A 17,385-nucleotide genomic window follows, 5' to 3' on the forward strand; every position below is an offset into this window, starting at 1 on the left:
ACAAACGGTTGTTTCCCTTGCACGCTTTGTGGATCATAGCCGTTATTTCATGGTTATAACGACCAGACTTTTCGTGTTGAGGATACAGTGATGAGTGAGGCTGAAGCCCGCCCAACTAATTTTATTCGTCAGATCATTGACGAAGATTTGGCGAGCGGTAAGCACAGCAGTGTGCATACCCGTTTTCCACCGGAACCCAATGGCTATCTGCATATTGGTCACGCAAAATCGATCTGCCTGAATTTTGGCATCGCGCAAGATTATCAGGGCGAGTGTAACCTGCGTTTTGACGATACCAATCCGGCGAAAGAAGATATTGAGTATGTCGAATCGATCAAACGTGATGTGCAATGGTTAGGTTTCCAGTGGAGTGGTGAAGTCTGTTACTCCTCCAACTATTTTGATCAGCTTTATCACTACGCCATTGAACTGATCAACAAAGGCCTGGCTTATGTCGATGAGCTGTCGCCGGAGCAGATCCGTGAATATCGCGGCACCCTGACGTCGCCGGGTAAAAACAGCCCGTATCGCGATCGCAGCGTGGAAGAAAACCTGGCGCTGTTTGAAAAAATGCGCAACGGTGAATTCGCTGAAGGCGCCGCCTGCCTGCGCGCCAAAATCGATATGGCCTCTAACTTTATCGTGATGCGCGATCCGGTGCTGTACCGGGTGAAATTCGCCGAGCATCATCAGACCGGCAATAAATGGTGCATCTATCCGATGTACGATTTCACCCACTGCATTTCCGATGCGCTGGAAGGGATCACCCATTCGCTCTGTACGCTGGAGTTCCAGGATAACCGTCGCCTGTATGACTGGGTGCTGGATAACATCTCGATTCCGGTACATCCGCGTCAGTACGAGTTTTCTCGTCTGAATCTCGAATACGCCATTATGTCCAAGCGTAAGCTGAACCTGCTGGTGACCGAGAAAGTGGTGGAAGGCTGGGACGATCCGCGCATGCTGACCGTTTCAGGCCTGCGTCGTCGTGGTTATACCGCCGCCTCTATTCGCGATTTCTGCCGCCGTATCGGCGTGACCAAGCAGGACAACATCGTGGAAATGGCGTCGCTGGAATCCTGTATCCGTGACGATCTCAATGAGAATGCGCCGCGCGCCATGGCCGTCCTCGATCCGCTAAAAGTGGTGATTGAGAACCTGCCTGCGGGTCATGAAGAGATCATCAGCATGCCGAATCATCCGAATAAACCGGAAATGGGCACGCGTACCGTGCCGTTTAGCCGTGAAATCTGGATCGATCGCGCTGATTTCCGCGAGGAAGCCAATAAACAGTACAAGCGTCTGGTGCTGGGTAAAGAAGTGCGTCTGCGGAATGCCTACGTTATTCGCGCCGAGCGGGTTGCGAAAGATGAAGATGGCAATATCACCTGCATTTTCTGCACTTGTGATGTTGATACGCTGAGCAAAGATCCGGCCGATGGTCGTAAAGTAAAAGGCGTGATCCACTGGGTATCGGCAGAGCATGCGGCACCGGCCGAGTTCCGTCTTTACGACCGCCTGTTTAGCGTGCCGAATCCGGGCGCAGCGGAGGATTTCCTCGCCACCATTAACCCGGAGTCACTGGTGATCAAGCAAGGTTTTGTTGAGCCAGGTCTGAAGCAGGCGGAAGCCACATCGCCTTACCAGTTTGAACGTGAAGGCTATTTCTGCGCCGACAGCGTTTACTCCAGCGCGCAGCAGCTGGTCTTTAACCGTACCGTTGGCCTGCGTGATACCTGGGCTAAAAGCGGCGAATAAGCTAGCGTAATGCAACGAGGCGGCTCAGTGAGCCGCCTTTTTTTATGGACAAACCATTACCTGTGGCATCTCACGGTAAGGCATGCGGCATCCTGCAGCGATGCTGTCGCTACCTTCTGAACGATGCCCTTACTATCTCCTGTAGCGATGCCGCCGCACCTCCTGTAACGACGCTGCCACACCTCCTGTAGCGACGCTGCCGCTACTTCCCTGCAACGGATTTCATTTCTCTCGCCGTTATGTACTAGTTCATGAGTTCACTATCAGGTAGAATATCTGCTTTAAGGGTTGCTCTGCCAGACAGCGCGCCAGCTGAACATTAAATGAACAGATATCATTCTAAGGACGCATCATGGAAACAGCGGTTTCCGCCGGTAAACTTCCCTCAATATTATGGGGCACGCTCATCATTACCGGCACGGTGGTCGGCGCCGGTATGTTCTCCCTGCCGGTGGTTATGTCCGGCGCCTGGTTTAGCTGGTCGTCAGCTATCCTGCTACTTACCTGGCTGTGTATGTTGCTGTCGGGGTTAATGTTTCTGGAGGCGAGCCTGCATTATCCGGGCGCTGCCGGTTTCGATACGCTGACGCGTGACCTGCTGGGACGCCGCTGGAACCTGTTGAATGGCGCATCTATCCTCTTTGTGCTGGGGATCCTGACTTATGCCTATATCTCAGCCAGCGGCGCTATTTTGCAACATACGTTCGCAACGCTGGCGATGCCGGTTTCCGCCAGGGCGGCAGGGCTCGGCTTTACGCTGCTGGTGGCGCTGTTTGTCTGGCTGGGAACCGCTGCGGTTAGCCGGATTACGCTGATCTTCCTGGGCGCGAAAGTGATCACTTTTTTCCTGCTGTTTGGCGGCCTGCTCGGACACGTTAGCCCGGCGTTGCTGTTTAACGCGGGCGGAGCGGATAGTCACTATCTGCGCTACGGCTGGATGGTGATTCCTTTTTGCCTGGCTTCCTTTGGCTATCATGGCAATATTTCCGGACTAATCGGCTACTACCGGCGAGACGGTAATAAGGTTGCGCGCTGCTTACTGCTGGGCACGCTGTCGGCACTGCTTATTTATCTGGTGTGGATTATCGGCACCATGGGAAATATTCCACGCACAGATTTTATTGCCATCGCTCAACGCGGCGGCAACATTGATGCGTTAGTGGATGCGTTAGGCCATTTGCTGCAAAGCACCTCGCTTAGTCTGCTGCTGACTATTTTCTCCACTTTCGCCGTTGCCAGCTCCTTCCTTGGCGTTACGCTGGGGCTATTTGATTATCTGGCTGATTTATTAAGCACAGATAACAGCGCGAAAGGGCGCTTAAAAACCACGTTATTGACGTTTATCGTTCCGCTTTCTGCGGCGTTAATCTGGCCGAATGGCTTCCTGATGGCGATTGGCTATGCCGGGCTGGCTGCTACCGTTTGGGCGGTTATTACGCCAGCGCTGCTGGTCTGGCGCGCCAGGCAGCGCTTCCCGCACACGCAGAACTGGCGTTTAAAAGGAGGCAACCTGCCAGTGTTACTGGTGCTGGTTTTTGCCGCGCTGAATATTATTGTTTCACTACTAAGTTACGCTGATCTGCTTCCGGTTTACGCCCGCTAAATATATTCTCAGGACGACACGTTGCTCGTCCTGAGAATAAGCTTCATTTCTATATTTATTTGTCGCCATAATTAATTGGGTTTAAATAATTAAATTAGCGATAAATTTATCGCGTTATAAATGCATTAATATACCTTTCGCGCATAGAGAAAGAAGTTGCTGAATATAATCATTTTTCTTGCGATGAATAGTTTTCTTTATTGTTAATTTATCCCGAATTTTATGCGGGTGATGTCATGGTTTGTTAATTTTCCTCTTTGGTGTATTGATAATTCGCGCCACGAAAAATACCCTTATTTGCACGCGGTTGATTATTTTAACTGCCGTTGCTGTTGGCGTTTTTTATTTTCCCATTAAAGAGGAATTAATTATGCGTGCCTTTACAGGGAAGCGTAAGGCTATTAGCTGGTCAGTTTCCGTTATAACAGCCCTTTCAGGTCTTACTATCCTTCCATCCGCTCATGCCGCCGGTTTTTGGGACGATGCCTCACTTACCGGCGCTGCCTATTACTGGCAACGTCAGCGCGACCGCAAAGAAATGCAGCCTGACAGTGAAAAATATGGTCAATATCAGGCTAATTTGCATCACTCCACGATTAACACCAGCCTGGATTTTAGCTCTGGCTATGCGGCCGGTTTTATTGGGCTGGATGTGGCGTTATATGGTGCGCTGGAAGTCAGCAACAGCGGCCCGGCAGCGCCAAACGAAATTGGCTTCAGCAAAGCGAGAAATGCCTGGGATGAGGACTGGGGCGGCGATCGCAGCGGTGTCAGCTTATATAAAGCGGCATTGAAAATGAAAGCGGATAATTACTGGCTGCGCGCAGGTTATCTGCAACCTCAAGGGCAAACGCTGCTTACGCCGCACTGGAGCCTGTTGCCCGGCACCTACCGCGCGGTAGAAGCGGGTGTGCATCAGGATCTGGCCGATGCGGGCGCGCTGGATATCTCTTATGTCTGGAGCGATCGCTATAAAGCGCCCTGGTATCAGCACTTCTATTCATTCCGTAAGGCCGATGGCAAAACCGGTATTCCCTGGCTGCACGCGGTCGGCGCACGTTACGATTTTAAGAACCAGTTAATTCTGGAAGCCTCATGGGGCCAGGCGGCAGATTACATGGATCAATATTTCGCCAAAGCCTCATGGACGCTGCCGCTGGCCGGTAATGATTTGCTCGCCAGCTACCAGTTTTACGGGGCGCACGATCGGGAAAGCGGAGGCGCGGCGAACAGCAATGATGTTTATGATGGTTTAGCCTGGCTGCAGGCGCTAACCTTCGGCTACAACCAGGGGCCGTTTGATTTTCGCCTGGAAGGCACCTGGGTGAAAGCGGAAGGCAATCAGGGGTATTTCCTGCAGCGTATGACGCCATCCTATGCCAGTTCTAACGGACGTCTTGATATCTGGTGGGATGCGCGCTCCGACTGGAACGCCAACGGTGAAAAAGCGGTTTTTGCCGGTGTGATGTATGATTTGAGCGGCTGGGATCTGGCGGGCTGGACGGTGGGGACATCCTATGTCTGGGGCTGGGATGCTAAACCAGCCAGTGGCGCGCAGTGGGATCAACAGCAACGCATTCGTGAATCCGCCTGGAATCTGGATCTGCTTTACACCGTTCAGGAGGGCAGGGCGAAGGATACGCTGTTTAAACTGCACTTTACCCGTTACGACAACCACAGCACTCTCCCCAGCGGCAGCGGCGGATATGGCAATCTCTTCCAGGACGAAAAAGATGTGAAGTTCATAGTGATTGCGCCGTTCACCATTTTCTAAATGGCGCAAAACGCGCAGCGCAAAGCATAAAAAAACCGGTGCCTGAGCACCGGTTTTCATATTACTGCATAGCGTAATTGATTATTTATCGTGTAATGTTTCGTCTTCGCGGCAGTCGCCGGAAGCGCAATGACCATACAGATAGAGGCTGTGGTTGGTCAGTTTAATACCGTGACGCGTGGCGATTTCACGCTGGCGAGTTTCGATTGACTCATCACTAAATTCAATAACCTTGCCGCAGTCCAGGCAGATCAGGTGATCGTGGTGCTGCTGCTGGGTCAGTTCGAAAACGGATTTACCGCCTTCAAAGTTATGACGCGTAACGATACCGGCATCGTCAAACTGGTTCAGGACGCGATAAACCGTCGCCAGTCCGATCTCTTCGCCCATATCAATCAGACGCTTATATAACTCTTCCGCACTGACGTGATGGCTCTCAGGTCCCTGAAGCACTTCCAGGATTTTTAGTCGCGGAAGAGTGACCTTCAGGCCGGCCTTCTTTAATGCGGTGTTATTGTCAGTCATGCGGATATTGTCCTGTTACTTTGCTAGTCACAATGTGGCTGAACAGCCATGAACATCGGTCGACGCTAAGCTAATAGCGTCTCATTATAGAACTGATGCTTCGAAATGGAAACCGTAAGGGTGCGCGTGAAATCGCAAGTGGAAGTAAAGAGAAGTTCGCTACGTCCGGCGTTGTTCATGCTCATTAGGTGCTGTGTTTACATTTCGCTTAATCCTGCCGCTTTGCAGCACAACGGCAGGAAAGCGCGTGACCGATACGGGTATTCTACCGACTCATTGATAAAATTTTCAAACCCGTACCTATCATTTCTATAGGAAAAACCTGTTACGCAATGTGATTTACAGCACAATGCGCGTTAAATCAGGCTTCCAGAATTTCCTGCAGCTGAAGTTCTGCATAAATCTGTTTTACCCATTTATCAACGCGTTCGTTGGTCAATTCAGGCTGACGATCTTCATCAATGGCTAAGCCCAGGAAGTGTTTATCATCCGCCAGGCCTTTTGACGCTTCAAAATGGTAGCCTTCGGTCGGCCAGTGACCCACGATCACCGCACCGTTCGGCTCGATAATATCGCGGATGGTGCCCATCGCATCACAGAAATATTCCGCGTAATCTTCCTGATCGCCACAGCCAAACAGCGCCACCAGCTTACCGTTAAAGTCGATCTCTTCCAGCGTCGGGAAGAAATCATCCCAGTCGCACTGCGCTTCGCCGTAGTACCAGGTGGGGATACCTAACAGCAGAATATCAAAAGCTTCCAGATCTTCTTTACTGCTCTTGGCAATATCATGAACTTCGGCAACATCGTTACCGAGCTGCTTCTGGATCATCTTTGCAATGTTTTCTGTATTGCCGGTATCGCTGCCAAAGAAAATACCTACGATTGCCATGAGTTTAGTAACCTCTTGAAACTTAAAAATATGGTAACTGCCCGTTGTCTGCAGATTACGGCAATAATAGCAGAGACCGTCAGGAGGCGGAACTCGTAAAGCCGCTGCATTTGTTTCTCAGTGCGCTTCTCTTAGCCGTTCAGCGCGCCTGCAACTGGGCGAGAATCATCTCTTCGATCAGCTCGCTGCGGCTGAGACCGCGTTCGGCCGCCATCGCGTTAAGCGCATCAACGGCCTCACTGTTCATCTTCAGTTCAACGCGCCGTAACCCGCGGACCTTGTCACGCTTCAGCTGGTTGCGCTTGTTGATACGAAGTTGCTCATCACGCGACAGCGGACTGGTTTTCGGGCGTCCCGGGCGACGTTCATCTGCAAAGAGATCGAGCGTGGTCCGGTCCGTGTGTTCTTTTGCCATAGAATCGTGATACTGAATGGGCTGCGCGTTTGCGCCGCGCATGGTGACATTTTGGGCCGGTTTACCGCCCGTTTTTCGGCGGCAAAATTTTAGCGCGCCATCATACCCTGACGAAAGAGTGAGAACAATCTTTGTTACGCCGTTAACATATTGCTTTTACAACGCTAAAAAACGCCGTACCGCCCGCAGCACCGCATCCGGTTTTTCTGCATGAACCCAGTGCCCTGCGCCAGCGATGACATGGGCGCGCGCGGCGGGAAACTGCGCCAGCAGCGCATTGCGATGAATATCATCAAGATAAGGCGATAGCTCGCCACGAATAAACAGCGCCGGGCCGTGCCAGGCGGGCACCTCTTCCCAGCCGGAAATCGTTGTGTAGTTGTCCCACAGCGCCGGAACATTAAAACGCCACGCGCCCTCATGGAAAGATTTCAACAGAAACTGAATCACCCCTTCTTCAGCAAGGATAGCGCGCATTACGCTGGCCGCTTCGCTACGTTGCTGTACCTGGGCGGCGGTAACCGCATTCACCGCGGCGAAAATCTCATCGTGGCGGCGGGTGCGATAATCAACCGGGGCAATATCCACCAGCACCAGCTGCGCAATACGTTCGGGCGCCAGCGCCGTCATGGTCATGGCGATTTTGCCGCCCATGGAGTGACCGATCACCGCCACTTTATCGATGCCGTGCGCATCAAGCGTATCCAGCATATCCTGCGCCATCGCCCGATAGGACATCTCCGGGCTGCGCGGCGAAAGGCCATGGTTACGCACATCCACCTGGATCAACGGACGATCCGCTTTTAAACCGCGCGCCAGCACGCCTAAATTATCCAGGCTGCCAAACAGGCCATGAATCAGCAGAATGGGAAGGGCGTCGCGATCGGACTGTTCAGTTTGCAGGCGAGTATTCAAATTCATGGCAAAGTTCTTACAGTTGAAAGGAAAGCATAGGTTATCATGGTTTACATATTCCCTGCCGGTGAGTCAGTGGTTGTTTGCCGGGTTGCTTTGCGGCATATTCTGACTTTTGCCTGCAAGCGCCAACGTCGCTACCGACCCGCAGGATTTAACTTTATAATCCTTATGTTAGAACCAGCGCACAGTTTGTACAGCTGAAATTTGCTACTACGCGCTGCGCCTGATTCTGCCACAAGCAATTACCGTACGGATAAAGATGAAAACGATTGAAGTCGACGAAGAACTCTATCGCTATATTGCCAGCCACACGCAGCACATTGGTGAAAGCGCCTCCGACATTTTACGGCGGATGTTGAAATTTACCGCGGGTCAGCATGCACCGGTTGCGGCTGCCCCTGTGGCTCCTGTTGTTAGCGTGAGTCAGGAAACCGAAGTCAGCAAGCCAACCACGCGCGCGCAAGATCGGGTGCGGGCGGTGCGTGAGCTGCTACTCTCTGATGAGTACGCCGAGCAGAATAAAGCGGTAAATCGCTTTATGCTGATTTTATCGACGCTCTATCGTCTTGATCCCGACGCGTTTGCCGAGGCCACCGCATCGCTGCAGGGACGCACCCGCGTTTACTTTGCGGCTGATGAACAGACACTGTTACAGCATGGCACCCATACTAAGCCGAAGCATGTACCCGGCACGCCGTATTGGGTGATCACTAACACTAACACAGGCCGCAAATGCAGCATGGTGGAACATATTATGCTGGCTATGCAGTTCCCACCGGAGCTGTCAGATAAGGTTTGCGGCACCATTTAACTGAAGCGTCAGGGAGAAGCGCCAATGGCCAATCACCCCCGTGCCGGGCAGCCCGCCCAGCAGAGCGATTTGATTAACGTTGCACAATTAACATCCCAGTATTACGTTCTGCAGCCAGAAAAAGGGAATGCGGAACACGCGGTGAAATTTGGCACCTCAGGGCATCGCGGCAGCGCCGGACGCCAGAGTTTCAATGAAACGCATATTCTGGCAATCGCCCAGGCCATTGCTGAAGAACGTAAAAAGAACGGGATTACTGGCCCTTGCTACGTGGGTAAAGATACGCACGCGCTGTCAGAGCCTGCGATCATTTCCGTACTGGAAGTGTTAGCGGCGAATGGCGTTGATGTCATTGTGCAACAGGATAACGGCTATACGCCGACGCCGGCCATTTCCAACGCCATCCTTGAGCATAACAAAGCGGGCGGCGCTCAGGCTGACGGCATTGTGATCACGCCGTCCCATAACCCGCCGGAAGATGGCGGGATTAAATACAATCCGCCGAACGGCGGGCCAGCTGATACCAACGTCACCAAAGTGGTGGAAGATCGCGCGAATCAGCTGATTCAAAACGATCTGCAGGAAGTAAAACGCCTGCCGCTGGAGCAGGCCTGGGCCAGCGGCCATATTCAGGAACAGGATCTGATTCAGCCTTATATTGAAGGGCTGGCGCAGGTCGTGGACATGGACGCGATTAAAAAAGCGGGCCTGAAAATCGGTGTCGATCCGCTGGGCGGTTCCGGCATGGAATACTGGAAACGCATCGCCGAGCATTACCAGCTGGATCTCACCATCGTTAATGACGCGATCGATCAGACCTTCCGCTTTATGCATCTGGATAAAGATGGCGTGGTGCGTATGGACTGCTCATCAGAATGCGCGATGGCTGGCCTGCTGGCGCTGCGCGATAAGTTCGATCTGGCCTTCGGCAATGACCCGGACTACGACCGTCACGGCATCGTGACGCCGGCCGGCCTGATGAATCCGAACCACTATCTGGCTGTCGCGATCAACTATCTGTTCCAGCATCGTCCGCAGTGGGGCAAAGACGTCGCCGTGGGTAAAACCCTGGTTTCCAGCGCCATGATTGACCGCGTGGTTAACGATATTGGTCGTAAACTGGTGGAAGTGCCGGTGGGCTTCAAATGGTTTGTTGATGGCCTGTTTGACGGCAGCTTCGGCTTTGGCGGCGAAGAGAGCGCCGGTGCCTCTTTCCTGCGCTTTGACGGCACGCCGTGGTCCACCGATAAAGACGGGATCATTCTTTGCCTGTTGGCGGCGGAAATCACCGCGGTAACCGGTAAAAACCCGCAGCAGCACTACGACGAGCTGGCAGAGCGTTTCGGCGCGCCGAGCTACAACCGTTTACAGGCATCAGCCACGTCCGCGCAGAAAGCTGCGCTGTCGAAACTGTCGCCGGAAATGGTGAGCGCCGCCACGCTGGCGGGCGATCCGATCACTGCGCGTTTAACCAGCGCGCCGGGCAATGGCGCCTCCATTGGCGGCCTGAAAGTGATGACGGAAAACGGCTGGTTTGCCGCGCGTCCGTCCGGTACCGAAGATGCCTACAAAATTTATTGTGAAAGCTTCCTCGGTGCGGAACATCGCGAAAAAATCGAAAAAGAAGCGGTAGAGATTGTTAGCGCAGTGCTGAAAAACGCCTGAGACTAATCAATACGCACAAGGCGCTGATATTCAGCGCCTTTTTTTTCACCTGTATCGCACAGTTACGGCATAAAGCGGTAGCCGATGCCGGTTTCAGTCAGCAGATGCGCCGGGCGGGCGGGATCCTGCTCCAGCTTTTGCCGCAGATGGCCCATATAGATGCGCAAATAATGGCTGTGTTCCACCGCGTTTGGTCCCCAGACATGGCTTAACAGCTGGCGCTGCGTCAGCACCTTGCCGGGGTTGTTCAGCAATAGCGCCAGCAAACGAAACTCGGTTGGCGTCAGATGCAGCGTTTCACCTTCACGCACGATATGGTGCGCGGCGAGATCCACCTGCACCTGGCCAAACGCTACCTGCGCGTTAAGCGTCTGTTGTCCCGCCTGACGGCGCAGCGCCACCCGCACACGTGCCAGTAATTCGCCCACGCCAAACGGCTTGGTCAGGAAATCATCCGCGCCCGCATCCAGCGCCTGAATTTTATCCTGCTCGTCACAGCGCGCAGAGAGCACTATCACCGGCACGCTGCTCCACTGGCGGAAATCACGAATAAAATCGATGCCATCGCCATCCGGCAAGCCAAGATCAAGAATAACTAAATCGGGTTTACGGGTTGCGGCTTCGATTAATCCGCGCTGTAACGTTTCGCTGTCATAAACGCGCAGGGTTTCGTTTTCCAGCGCCACGCGCAGGAAACGGCGGATCTCTTTTTCATCTTCAACAATCAGTACGCTGGTCAAACCGGAGACTCTCCAACGCCGTAACGGAAAACGCACTGTAGCAAACCCCGCTGCGCTTTGCGTCGAAAATGGCTGAATTGCACAAGTCAGTTACCCATAATTAACATCTATGTAACTCAATTACATAAAAGCGTAACGCTGCGCTTTTTTTCATCATTTTAGTGGTCGGATGAGTAGTAAAATTACGCAATGCGACGTATCATGATTAACTAATGAACGATTTGTGGCTGTTTAACCTGTTGGGAGGCTCCGGTGATCTATTCCAGTTACCCTTTGCATAAAATTATCCTGCGTCGCACAGCCGTGGTGATCATCGGCCTGCTGGCGCTACCGGTTATGCTGCTGCGCAGCGATCGTGCGCGTTTTTACAGTTATCTGCATCGCGTCTGGAGCAAAACCAGCAGCAAGCCCGTTTGGTTAGCGCAGGCGGAAGCCGCAGGCAGCGATTTCTACTAGTACCGGTTTTCTCATTCGCCCTGTCAGGCTGAGGCTCTCCGCTGATAACAATCCCGCCACGCAGGCGGGATTTTTTTGCGTTATACCACAGCGTCACAGGATTTTCGGTGCGCCACTGCGCAGCTTCAGCTACACTTAAACTTATACAAGAAGTTTGAGGTTGTACAAGTATGAGCGAGAAGATCCCGGTAGGAATTAGTGCCTGTTTACTTGGCGACAGCGTGCGTTTTGATGGCGGACACAAACGGCTGACTTTCGCGACGCAAGAGCTGGCGCCCTATGTTCGTTATGAGCCCATCTGCCCGGAAATGGCCATTGGTTTGCCGGTGCCGCGCCCGGCGCTGCGTCTGGTCAAAAACCAGGATGAGGTCTCACTTTGCTTCAGCAAAAACGGCGGCGAAGCGATCACTGAGCAGATGCAAGATTTCGCCAGTGAAAAAGTCGCCGGGCTGCATCACCTGTGCGGCTATATCCTGTGCGCCAAATCGCCCAGCTGCGGCATGGAGCGGGTGCGTATTTACGAACCTGATAGCAACAATAATCGCAAAGAGGGCGTCGGGATCTTTGCCCGTGCGCTACAGCAGGAGATGCCGTGGCTGCCAATGGAAGAAGATGGACGTCTGCATGACGATACGCTGCGAGAAAACTTTGTCGGGCGCGTCTATGCGCTGCATGAATTTAATCAGCTCTGGCAGGAAGGGCTGACGGCGCATAAGCTGATGACGTTTCACACCCGCTATAAATTACTGCTGCTGGCGCATTCACAGCCGGAATATCGTGAGCTGGGGCCGTTTGTCGCGGCAATGAACGATTATCCTTCGCTGGAAGCGTATGCCATCGACTATCGCGATCGTCTGATGAAGTTGATGAAGCATCCCGCCACGCGCCGCAATCACACCAACGTTTTAATGCACGTGCAGGGCTACTTCCGCAAACAATTGACTTCAGCGCAGCGTCAGGAGCTGGCGTCGCTTATCGACCGCTATCGCCAGGGGTTACAGCCGCTGCTGGCCCCGATTACGCTGCTTAAACATTATATGAAAGAGTATCCGCACGAGTGGCTATCACAGCAGCGCTATTTCGAACCCTATCCCGAAGCGCTGCGTCTGCGCTACGGGCGATGAGTTGAGCATTCAGGAGAGGTAATGGCCACCCATTTGGTCTGGCTGCGCAACGATCTGCGCATCAACGACAACAGCGCGCTGTGGGCCGCCTGTCGCCAGCGCGAGGCAAAGGTAATCGCGCTATTTATCGCTACGCCGCAGCAGTGGCGTCAGCATGATATGTCGCCGCGTCAGGCTGATTATATCTGGCACAGCCTGCAGCTTTTACAGCAGGCGCTGGCGGCAAAAGGCATTATTCTGCATTACCACCAGTGTGCCGACTTTAGCGCCTCGGTGGACTATCTGAGCGATTTTTGTCGGCAGCAGCAGGTCGATGCGCTGTTTTATAACTATCAATATGAGTTTAACGAGCGCGAACGCGATGCCGCCGCGGAGCGCAGGCTGACGCAGCAGGGCGTAACGGTACAGGGTTTTGACGACAGCGTGCTTCTGCCGCCCGGCAGTGTGCAAACCGGCAGTCAAAAAATGTACAAAGTTTTTACGCCGTTCAGTAAAGCGTATCTGGCGCGCCTGCGTACCTGGCTGCCGGAATGTTTGCCCGCACCCGACGCGCGCAGTGAAACGCCGCTGGAAAATTTACCTGCGTTAACGCCTTTCGATTATCCCCGCGAAGCGTTTGATCATCAGCGTTTTCCGCCAGGAGAAGCCGCTGCGCTACAGCAGCTGCGAACGTTTTGCCGTCAGCCAGTGCTGACCTATGCTGAACAGCGCGATCTGCCAGCGCAGGACGCCACCAGCAGATTATCCGTCTGCCTGGCGACCGGCACGCTGTCGCCCCGCCAATGCCTGCACCGTTTACTGCGCGAGCAGCCGCAGACGCTGGAAGCGGGGCAGGCCAGCGTCTGGTTGAATGAATTAATCTGGCGCGATTTTTATCGTCACCTGCTGGTGGCGTTTCCGGCACTGTGTAAAAACCAGCCCTTTATGCCCTGGACGAAAAACGTGGCCTGGCAGGATAACCCAGCGCATTTGAGCGCCTGGCAACAGGGTAAAACCGGCTATCCGATTGTGGATGCGGCGATGCGCCAGATGAACCGCACCGGCTGGATGCATAACCGGCTGCGCATGATCACCGCCAGCTTTCTGGTGAAAGATTTGCAGATCAACTGGCAGCTGGGCGAGCGCTATTTTATGTCAAAGCTGATTGATGGCGATCTGGCGGCAAATAACGGCGGCTGGCAGTGGGCCGCCTCAACCGGAACCGATGCCGCGCCCTATTTTCGTATTTTCAATCCCACCACTCAGGGCGAGCGGTTTGATAAGCAGGGCGAGTTTATTCGCCGCTGGCTACCAGAGCTGGCGAACGTGCCTGAAAGCGCCATCCACGATCCGCACGGCTGGGCAAAGAAAAATAATCAGCGACTCGATTATCCGGCGCCGATCGTGGAACATAAGGCGGCACGACAAAAAACCTTAGCTATGTTTGAAGCGGCGCGCAATGCGTCCCCTGTTACGCCCCCGGAGTAGGTGAATGAACAATTTTGAACTGGAACAGATCGTCAACCAACAGCTGAACAGCGCCGCCTTTAGCGACTATGCGCCAAATGGCTTGCAGGTCGAAGGGCGCGCTGAGGTGCGAAAAATCGTCACCGGCGTGACAGCCAGCCAGGCGCTGTTGGATGAAGCGGTGCGTTTACAGGCGGATGCGGTCATGGTGCATCACGGCTATTTCTGGAAAAACGAAGCGCCGGTAATCAAAGGCATGAAGCGTCGTCGGCTGCGCACGCTGCTGGCGAACGATATTAATCTCTATGGCTGGCATCTGCCGCTGGACGCCCATCCGCAGCTCGGCAATAACGCGCAGCTGGCGCAGGCGCTGGGAATCCGCGTGCAGGGCGAAGTGCAGCCGCTGGTGCCGTGGGGCGAGCTGGACGCAAGCCTGAGCGGCGAGCAGCTGGCGCAGCGCATTGCCCAGGTATTAGGGCGTCAGCCGTTGCACTGCGGTGATAATGCGCCGCAGCAGATACGCCGTATCGCCTGGTGCAGCGGCGGCGGCCAGGGTTTTATCGACAGCGCGGCGGATTTTGGCGTGGATGCGTTTATTACCGGTGAAGTGTCAGAGCAGACCATCCACAGCGCGCGCGAAAACGGCCTGCACTTTTTTGCCGCCGGTCACCATGCCACGGAGCGCGGCGGTATTCGTGCGCTGGGCGAATGGCTGGCCGCACATCATCAGTTGGATGTCACGTTTATTGATATCGATAACCCCGCCTGATCCCGCCTGACGCTTTCTCTTTAACATCGCGACGGTCGCCGCCGTCGCAATTATCATGAGCTTGCCTAATGTAAAGCGGTTGACACGCCTGCTGCATCTCAGCATAACTATCTGCTCAAAATGAATAAGTTTGAGACACTTAGTTATAACAGGAGGTAAGTTATGCAAAGGGCACGTTGTTACCTGTTGGGGGAACGCGCGGTCGTGCTTGAGCTGGAACCGCCTGTCTCGCTGTTCAGCCAACAGCGAATTTGGGGATTAACAGAACGCCTGCGTGATTATCCGCAGGTGCTGGAGGCGATCCCCGGCATGAACAATCTCACGGTAATTCTGCGCGACCCGCAACATCAGGCGCTGGACGCCATTGAACGCCTGCAAACCTGGTGGGAAGAGAGCGAAGCGGTATTGCCGGAGTCGCGCGATGTCGCCATTCCGGTGATCTACGGCGGCGAAGCTGGCCCCGATCTCGACGAGGTGGCGCGCCACTGCCAGATGACGCCGCAGCAGCTGGTTGAGGCGCATGCCGCTGGCGAATATGTGGTCTATTTCATCGGCTTTCAGCCGGGTTTCCCCTATCTGGGCGGGTTAGACCGCCGCCTGCATGCGCCGCGCCGCGCTGAACCGCGCGTGCTGGTCCCGGCGGGATCGGTGGGCATTGGCGGCAGTCAAACCGGTATCTATCCGCTGGCGTCGCCCGGCGGCTGGCAGCTGTTAGGCCGTACCCAACTGGCCTTGTTTAACCCGCAACATCAGCCGCCCACGCTATTGCGTCCGGGCGATCGCGTCCGTTTTGTCCCACAGAAGGAGGGCGTATGCTGAAAATTATTCGCGCCGGAATGAATACCACCCTGCAGGACAGCGGCCGCGGCGGCTGGCGTCAGCTGGGGATCAGCAGCGGCGGCGCGCTGGATGAACCGGCAATGCGTACCGCCAATCTGCTGGTGGGTAATCCGCAAACCCAGGCGGTGTTGGAAATTACGCTGGGCCAGTTTTGCGCGCAATTCGATCGTGATGGCTGGTTTGCACTAACCGGCGCGGGCTGTAATGCCGATCTCGATGGTCGTCCGGTCTGGACCGGCTGGCGTCTGCCGGTAAAAAAAGGCCAGCGGCTGACGCTGTCGATGCCGGTGCGCGGCATGCGCAGCTATCTGGCGATCAACGGCGGCTTTGACGTTGCGCCGGTGCTTGGCTCTTGTAGTACCGACAGCAAAGCGGAATTTGGCGGCTGGCAGGGGCGGCGTCTGCAGGATGGTGACGCGCTGCCGCTCGCCGCGCCAACGCAGGCGTTCCGTAAAGCTGTCGGCGTACGTCAGCTGCTGTGGGGCAATCGCCTGCGCGCGCTGCCCGGCCCGGAATATCATGAGTTCAGTAAAGAGTCGCAGGAGGCCTTCTGGCGCGTCTCCTGGCGGCTCGATCCGCAAAGTAACCGCATGGGCTATCGCCTGCAGGGCAGACCGCTGGCGCGTAACGGCAATCGCGAGCTGCTCTCCCATGGCCTGCTGCCCGGCGTGATTCAGGTGCCGCATAACGGTCAGCCGATTGTGCTGATGGCGGACGCGCAAACCACTGGCGGCTATCCACGCATTGCCTGCGTGATCGAAGCCGATCTTTATCACCTGGCGCAGATCCGTCTGGGCGAACCGATCCACTTTATTCACTGTACGCTGGAAGAGGCGTTACAGGCGCGCGAGCAGCAGCGACGAGTCATTGAACGTATGGCATGGGGGCTGGAAGATGAAAATTGATTTAAACGCCGACTTAGGCGAAGGCTGTAACCACGATCGCGCGCTGTTGCAGTTAGTCAGCTCGGCCAATATCGCCTGCGGCTTCCATGCGGGCGATGCGCAAACCATGCTGCAATCGATCCGCTGGGCGCTGGAGTTTGGCGTCGCGATTGGCGCGCATCCCGCTTTCCCCGATCGGGAAAACTTTGGCCGCAGCGCCATGCAGCTGCCGCCGGAAACGGTCTATGCCCAGGTGCTGTATCAAATCGGCGCGCTGAAAACGCTGGCGGAAAGCGAAGGCGGCAAGCTGACCCACGTTAAGCCGCACGGCATGCTGTATAACCAGGCCGCGCGCGATGCGCAGCTGGCGGATGCGATAGCCCGGGCGGTGAAAGCGGTGAGCGCTGACCTGCTGCTGGTGGGGCTGGCGGGCAGCGAATCAATCCGGGCAGCGCAGCATCACGGGCTGCGTACCCGCGAAGAGGTGTTCGCCGATCGCGGTTATCTGGCGGATGGGTCGCTGGTGCCGCGCAATCAGCCGGGCGCGATGATTGACGATGAACAACAGGCCATTTCTCGCACGTTGAGCATGGTGCAGCAGGGTAAGGTCGCCAGCGTCACCGGCGAATGGGTGAAGCTGCGCGCGCAGACGGTTTGTCTGCACGGCGACGGCCCGCACGCGCTGGCATTTGCTCAACGCCTGCGCGAGGCGTTTGCCGCGCAGCATATTCCCGTTAGCAGCGAAATCTGACCCTTTGCCCGACG

General features: G+C 54.9%; 17 protein-coding genes. 12 read left to right on the forward strand and 5 right to left on the reverse strand.

What is annotated here, in order from left to right:
• Positions 1-90 precede the first annotated feature (90 nt).
• The 3 genes from glnS (at position 91) to chiP (ending at position 5,135) form a co-directional block, all read left to right on the forward strand.
• Positions 91-1,758 carry a glutamine--tRNA ligase gene (gene glnS / locus J2X14_RS14285; RefSeq protein ID WP_352411838.1) on the forward strand — a complete coding sequence of 556 codons (1,668 nt, stop codon included), beginning with the start codon at positions 91-93 and terminating at the stop codon, positions 1,756-1,758.
• 352 nt (positions 1,759-2,110) lie between these two features.
• Positions 2,111-3,361, forward strand: a complete 1,251-nt coding sequence (gene mtr, locus J2X14_RS14290; protein WP_352411839.1) for a tryptophan permease — start codon at positions 2,111-2,113, stop codon at positions 3,359-3,361.
• Positions 3,362-3,731: 370 nt separating this feature from the next.
• Complete coding sequence (chiP, locus tag J2X14_RS14295) at positions 3,732-5,135, forward strand: chitoporin ChiP (RefSeq protein ID WP_352411840.1); 1,404 nt, start codon at positions 3,732-3,734, stop codon at positions 5,133-5,135.
• Positions 5,136-5,216: 81 nt separating this feature from the next.
• Here chiP and fur read toward each other — a convergent pair whose 3' ends face one another.
• From fur to ybfF, 4 genes are all read right to left on the reverse strand, one after another.
• Entirely contained in the window at positions 5,217-5,660 is a 444-nt protein-coding gene (gene fur / locus J2X14_RS14300; RefSeq protein WP_352411841.1) for a ferric iron uptake transcriptional regulator, read from the reverse strand.
• 361 nt (positions 5,661-6,021) lie between these two features.
• Positions 6,022-6,552, reverse strand: a complete 531-nt coding sequence (fldA, locus tag J2X14_RS14305; protein ID WP_352411842.1) for a flavodoxin FldA — start codon at positions 6,550-6,552, stop codon at positions 6,022-6,024.
• Positions 6,553-6,691: 139 nt separating this feature from the next.
• The gene (gene ybfE, locus J2X14_RS14310) at positions 6,692-6,967 is read right to left on the reverse strand and encodes a LexA regulated protein (protein WP_352411843.1); all 276 of its coding nucleotides are present in this window, start codon (positions 6,965-6,967) and stop codon (positions 6,692-6,694) included.
• 156 nt (positions 6,968-7,123) lie between these two features.
• Positions 7,124-7,888 (reverse strand): esterase, encoded by a 765-nt coding sequence (gene ybfF, locus J2X14_RS14315; RefSeq protein ID WP_352411844.1) that lies wholly within the window; start codon positions 7,886-7,888, stop codon positions 7,124-7,126.
• A gap of 256 nt (positions 7,889-8,144) precedes the next feature.
• Between ybfF and seqA the strand changes: the two genes are divergently transcribed.
• Together seqA and pgm are read left to right on the forward strand one after the other, a co-directional pair.
• On the forward strand, positions 8,145-8,696 hold the full coding sequence (gene seqA, locus J2X14_RS14320; protein ID WP_352411845.1) for a replication initiation negative regulator SeqA: 552 nt from the start codon (positions 8,145-8,147) through the stop codon (positions 8,694-8,696).
• A gap of 24 nt (positions 8,697-8,720) precedes the next feature.
• Positions 8,721-10,361 carry a phosphoglucomutase (alpha-D-glucose-1,6-bisphosphate-dependent) gene (pgm, locus tag J2X14_RS14325; RefSeq protein WP_352411846.1) on the forward strand — a complete coding sequence of 547 codons (1,641 nt, stop codon included), beginning with the start codon at positions 8,721-8,723 and terminating at the stop codon, positions 10,359-10,361.
• A 62-nt stretch (positions 10,362-10,423) separates the two neighbouring features.
• On the opposite strand, the gene kdpE is transcribed toward pgm, so the two are convergent.
• Positions 10,424-11,101 (reverse strand): two-component system response regulator KdpE, encoded by a 678-nt coding sequence (gene kdpE / locus J2X14_RS14330; protein WP_352411847.1) that lies wholly within the window; start codon positions 11,099-11,101, stop codon positions 10,424-10,426.
• Positions 11,102-11,356: 255 nt separating this feature from the next.
• On the opposite strand from kdpE, the gene J2X14_RS14335 reads away from it, so the two are divergent.
• The 7 genes from J2X14_RS14335 to pxpA all read left to right on the forward strand — a co-directional run bounded on the left by J2X14_RS14335 (position 11,357) and on the right by pxpA (position 17,371).
• Positions 11,357-11,557, forward strand: coding sequence for a YbfA family protein (locus J2X14_RS14335; protein WP_352411893.1), 201 nt, complete (start codon positions 11,357-11,359; stop codon positions 11,555-11,557).
• A gap of 170 nt (positions 11,558-11,727) precedes the next feature.
• Entirely contained in the window at positions 11,728-12,681 is a 954-nt protein-coding gene (locus tag J2X14_RS14340) for a YbgA family protein (protein ID WP_352411848.1), read from the forward strand.
• Between the two features lie 21 nt (positions 12,682-12,702).
• A complete protein-coding gene (gene phrB / locus J2X14_RS14345; protein ID WP_352411849.1) occupies positions 12,703-14,148 on the forward strand; it encodes a deoxyribodipyrimidine photo-lyase in 1,446 nt (481 codons plus the stop codon).
• A gap of 4 nt (positions 14,149-14,152) precedes the next feature.
• Positions 14,153-14,896 (forward strand): type 2 GTP cyclohydrolase I, encoded by a 744-nt coding sequence (locus J2X14_RS14350; protein WP_352411850.1) that lies wholly within the window; start codon positions 14,153-14,155, stop codon positions 14,894-14,896.
• Positions 14,897-15,058: 162 nt separating this feature from the next.
• On the forward strand, positions 15,059-15,715 hold the full coding sequence (gene pxpB / locus J2X14_RS14355; RefSeq protein WP_352411851.1) for a 5-oxoprolinase subunit PxpB: 657 nt from the start codon (positions 15,059-15,061) through the stop codon (positions 15,713-15,715).
• Complete coding sequence (gene pxpC / locus J2X14_RS14360) at positions 15,709-16,641, forward strand: 5-oxoprolinase subunit PxpC (RefSeq protein ID WP_352411852.1); 933 nt, start codon at positions 15,709-15,711, stop codon at positions 16,639-16,641. The genes pxpB and pxpC overlap by 7 nt, the downstream gene beginning before the upstream one ends.
• Positions 16,631-17,371, forward strand: coding sequence for a 5-oxoprolinase subunit PxpA (gene pxpA, locus J2X14_RS14365; protein WP_352411853.1), 741 nt, complete (start codon positions 16,631-16,633; stop codon positions 17,369-17,371). Before pxpC ends, pxpA begins: the two co-directional genes overlap by 11 nt.
• Positions 17,372-17,385: the final 14 nt, after the last annotated feature.

Origin of the sequence: Mixta sp. BE291, assembly GCF_031457955.1 — a bacterium.
Classification (GTDB): Bacteria; Pseudomonadota; Gammaproteobacteria; order Enterobacterales; family Enterobacteriaceae; genus Mixta.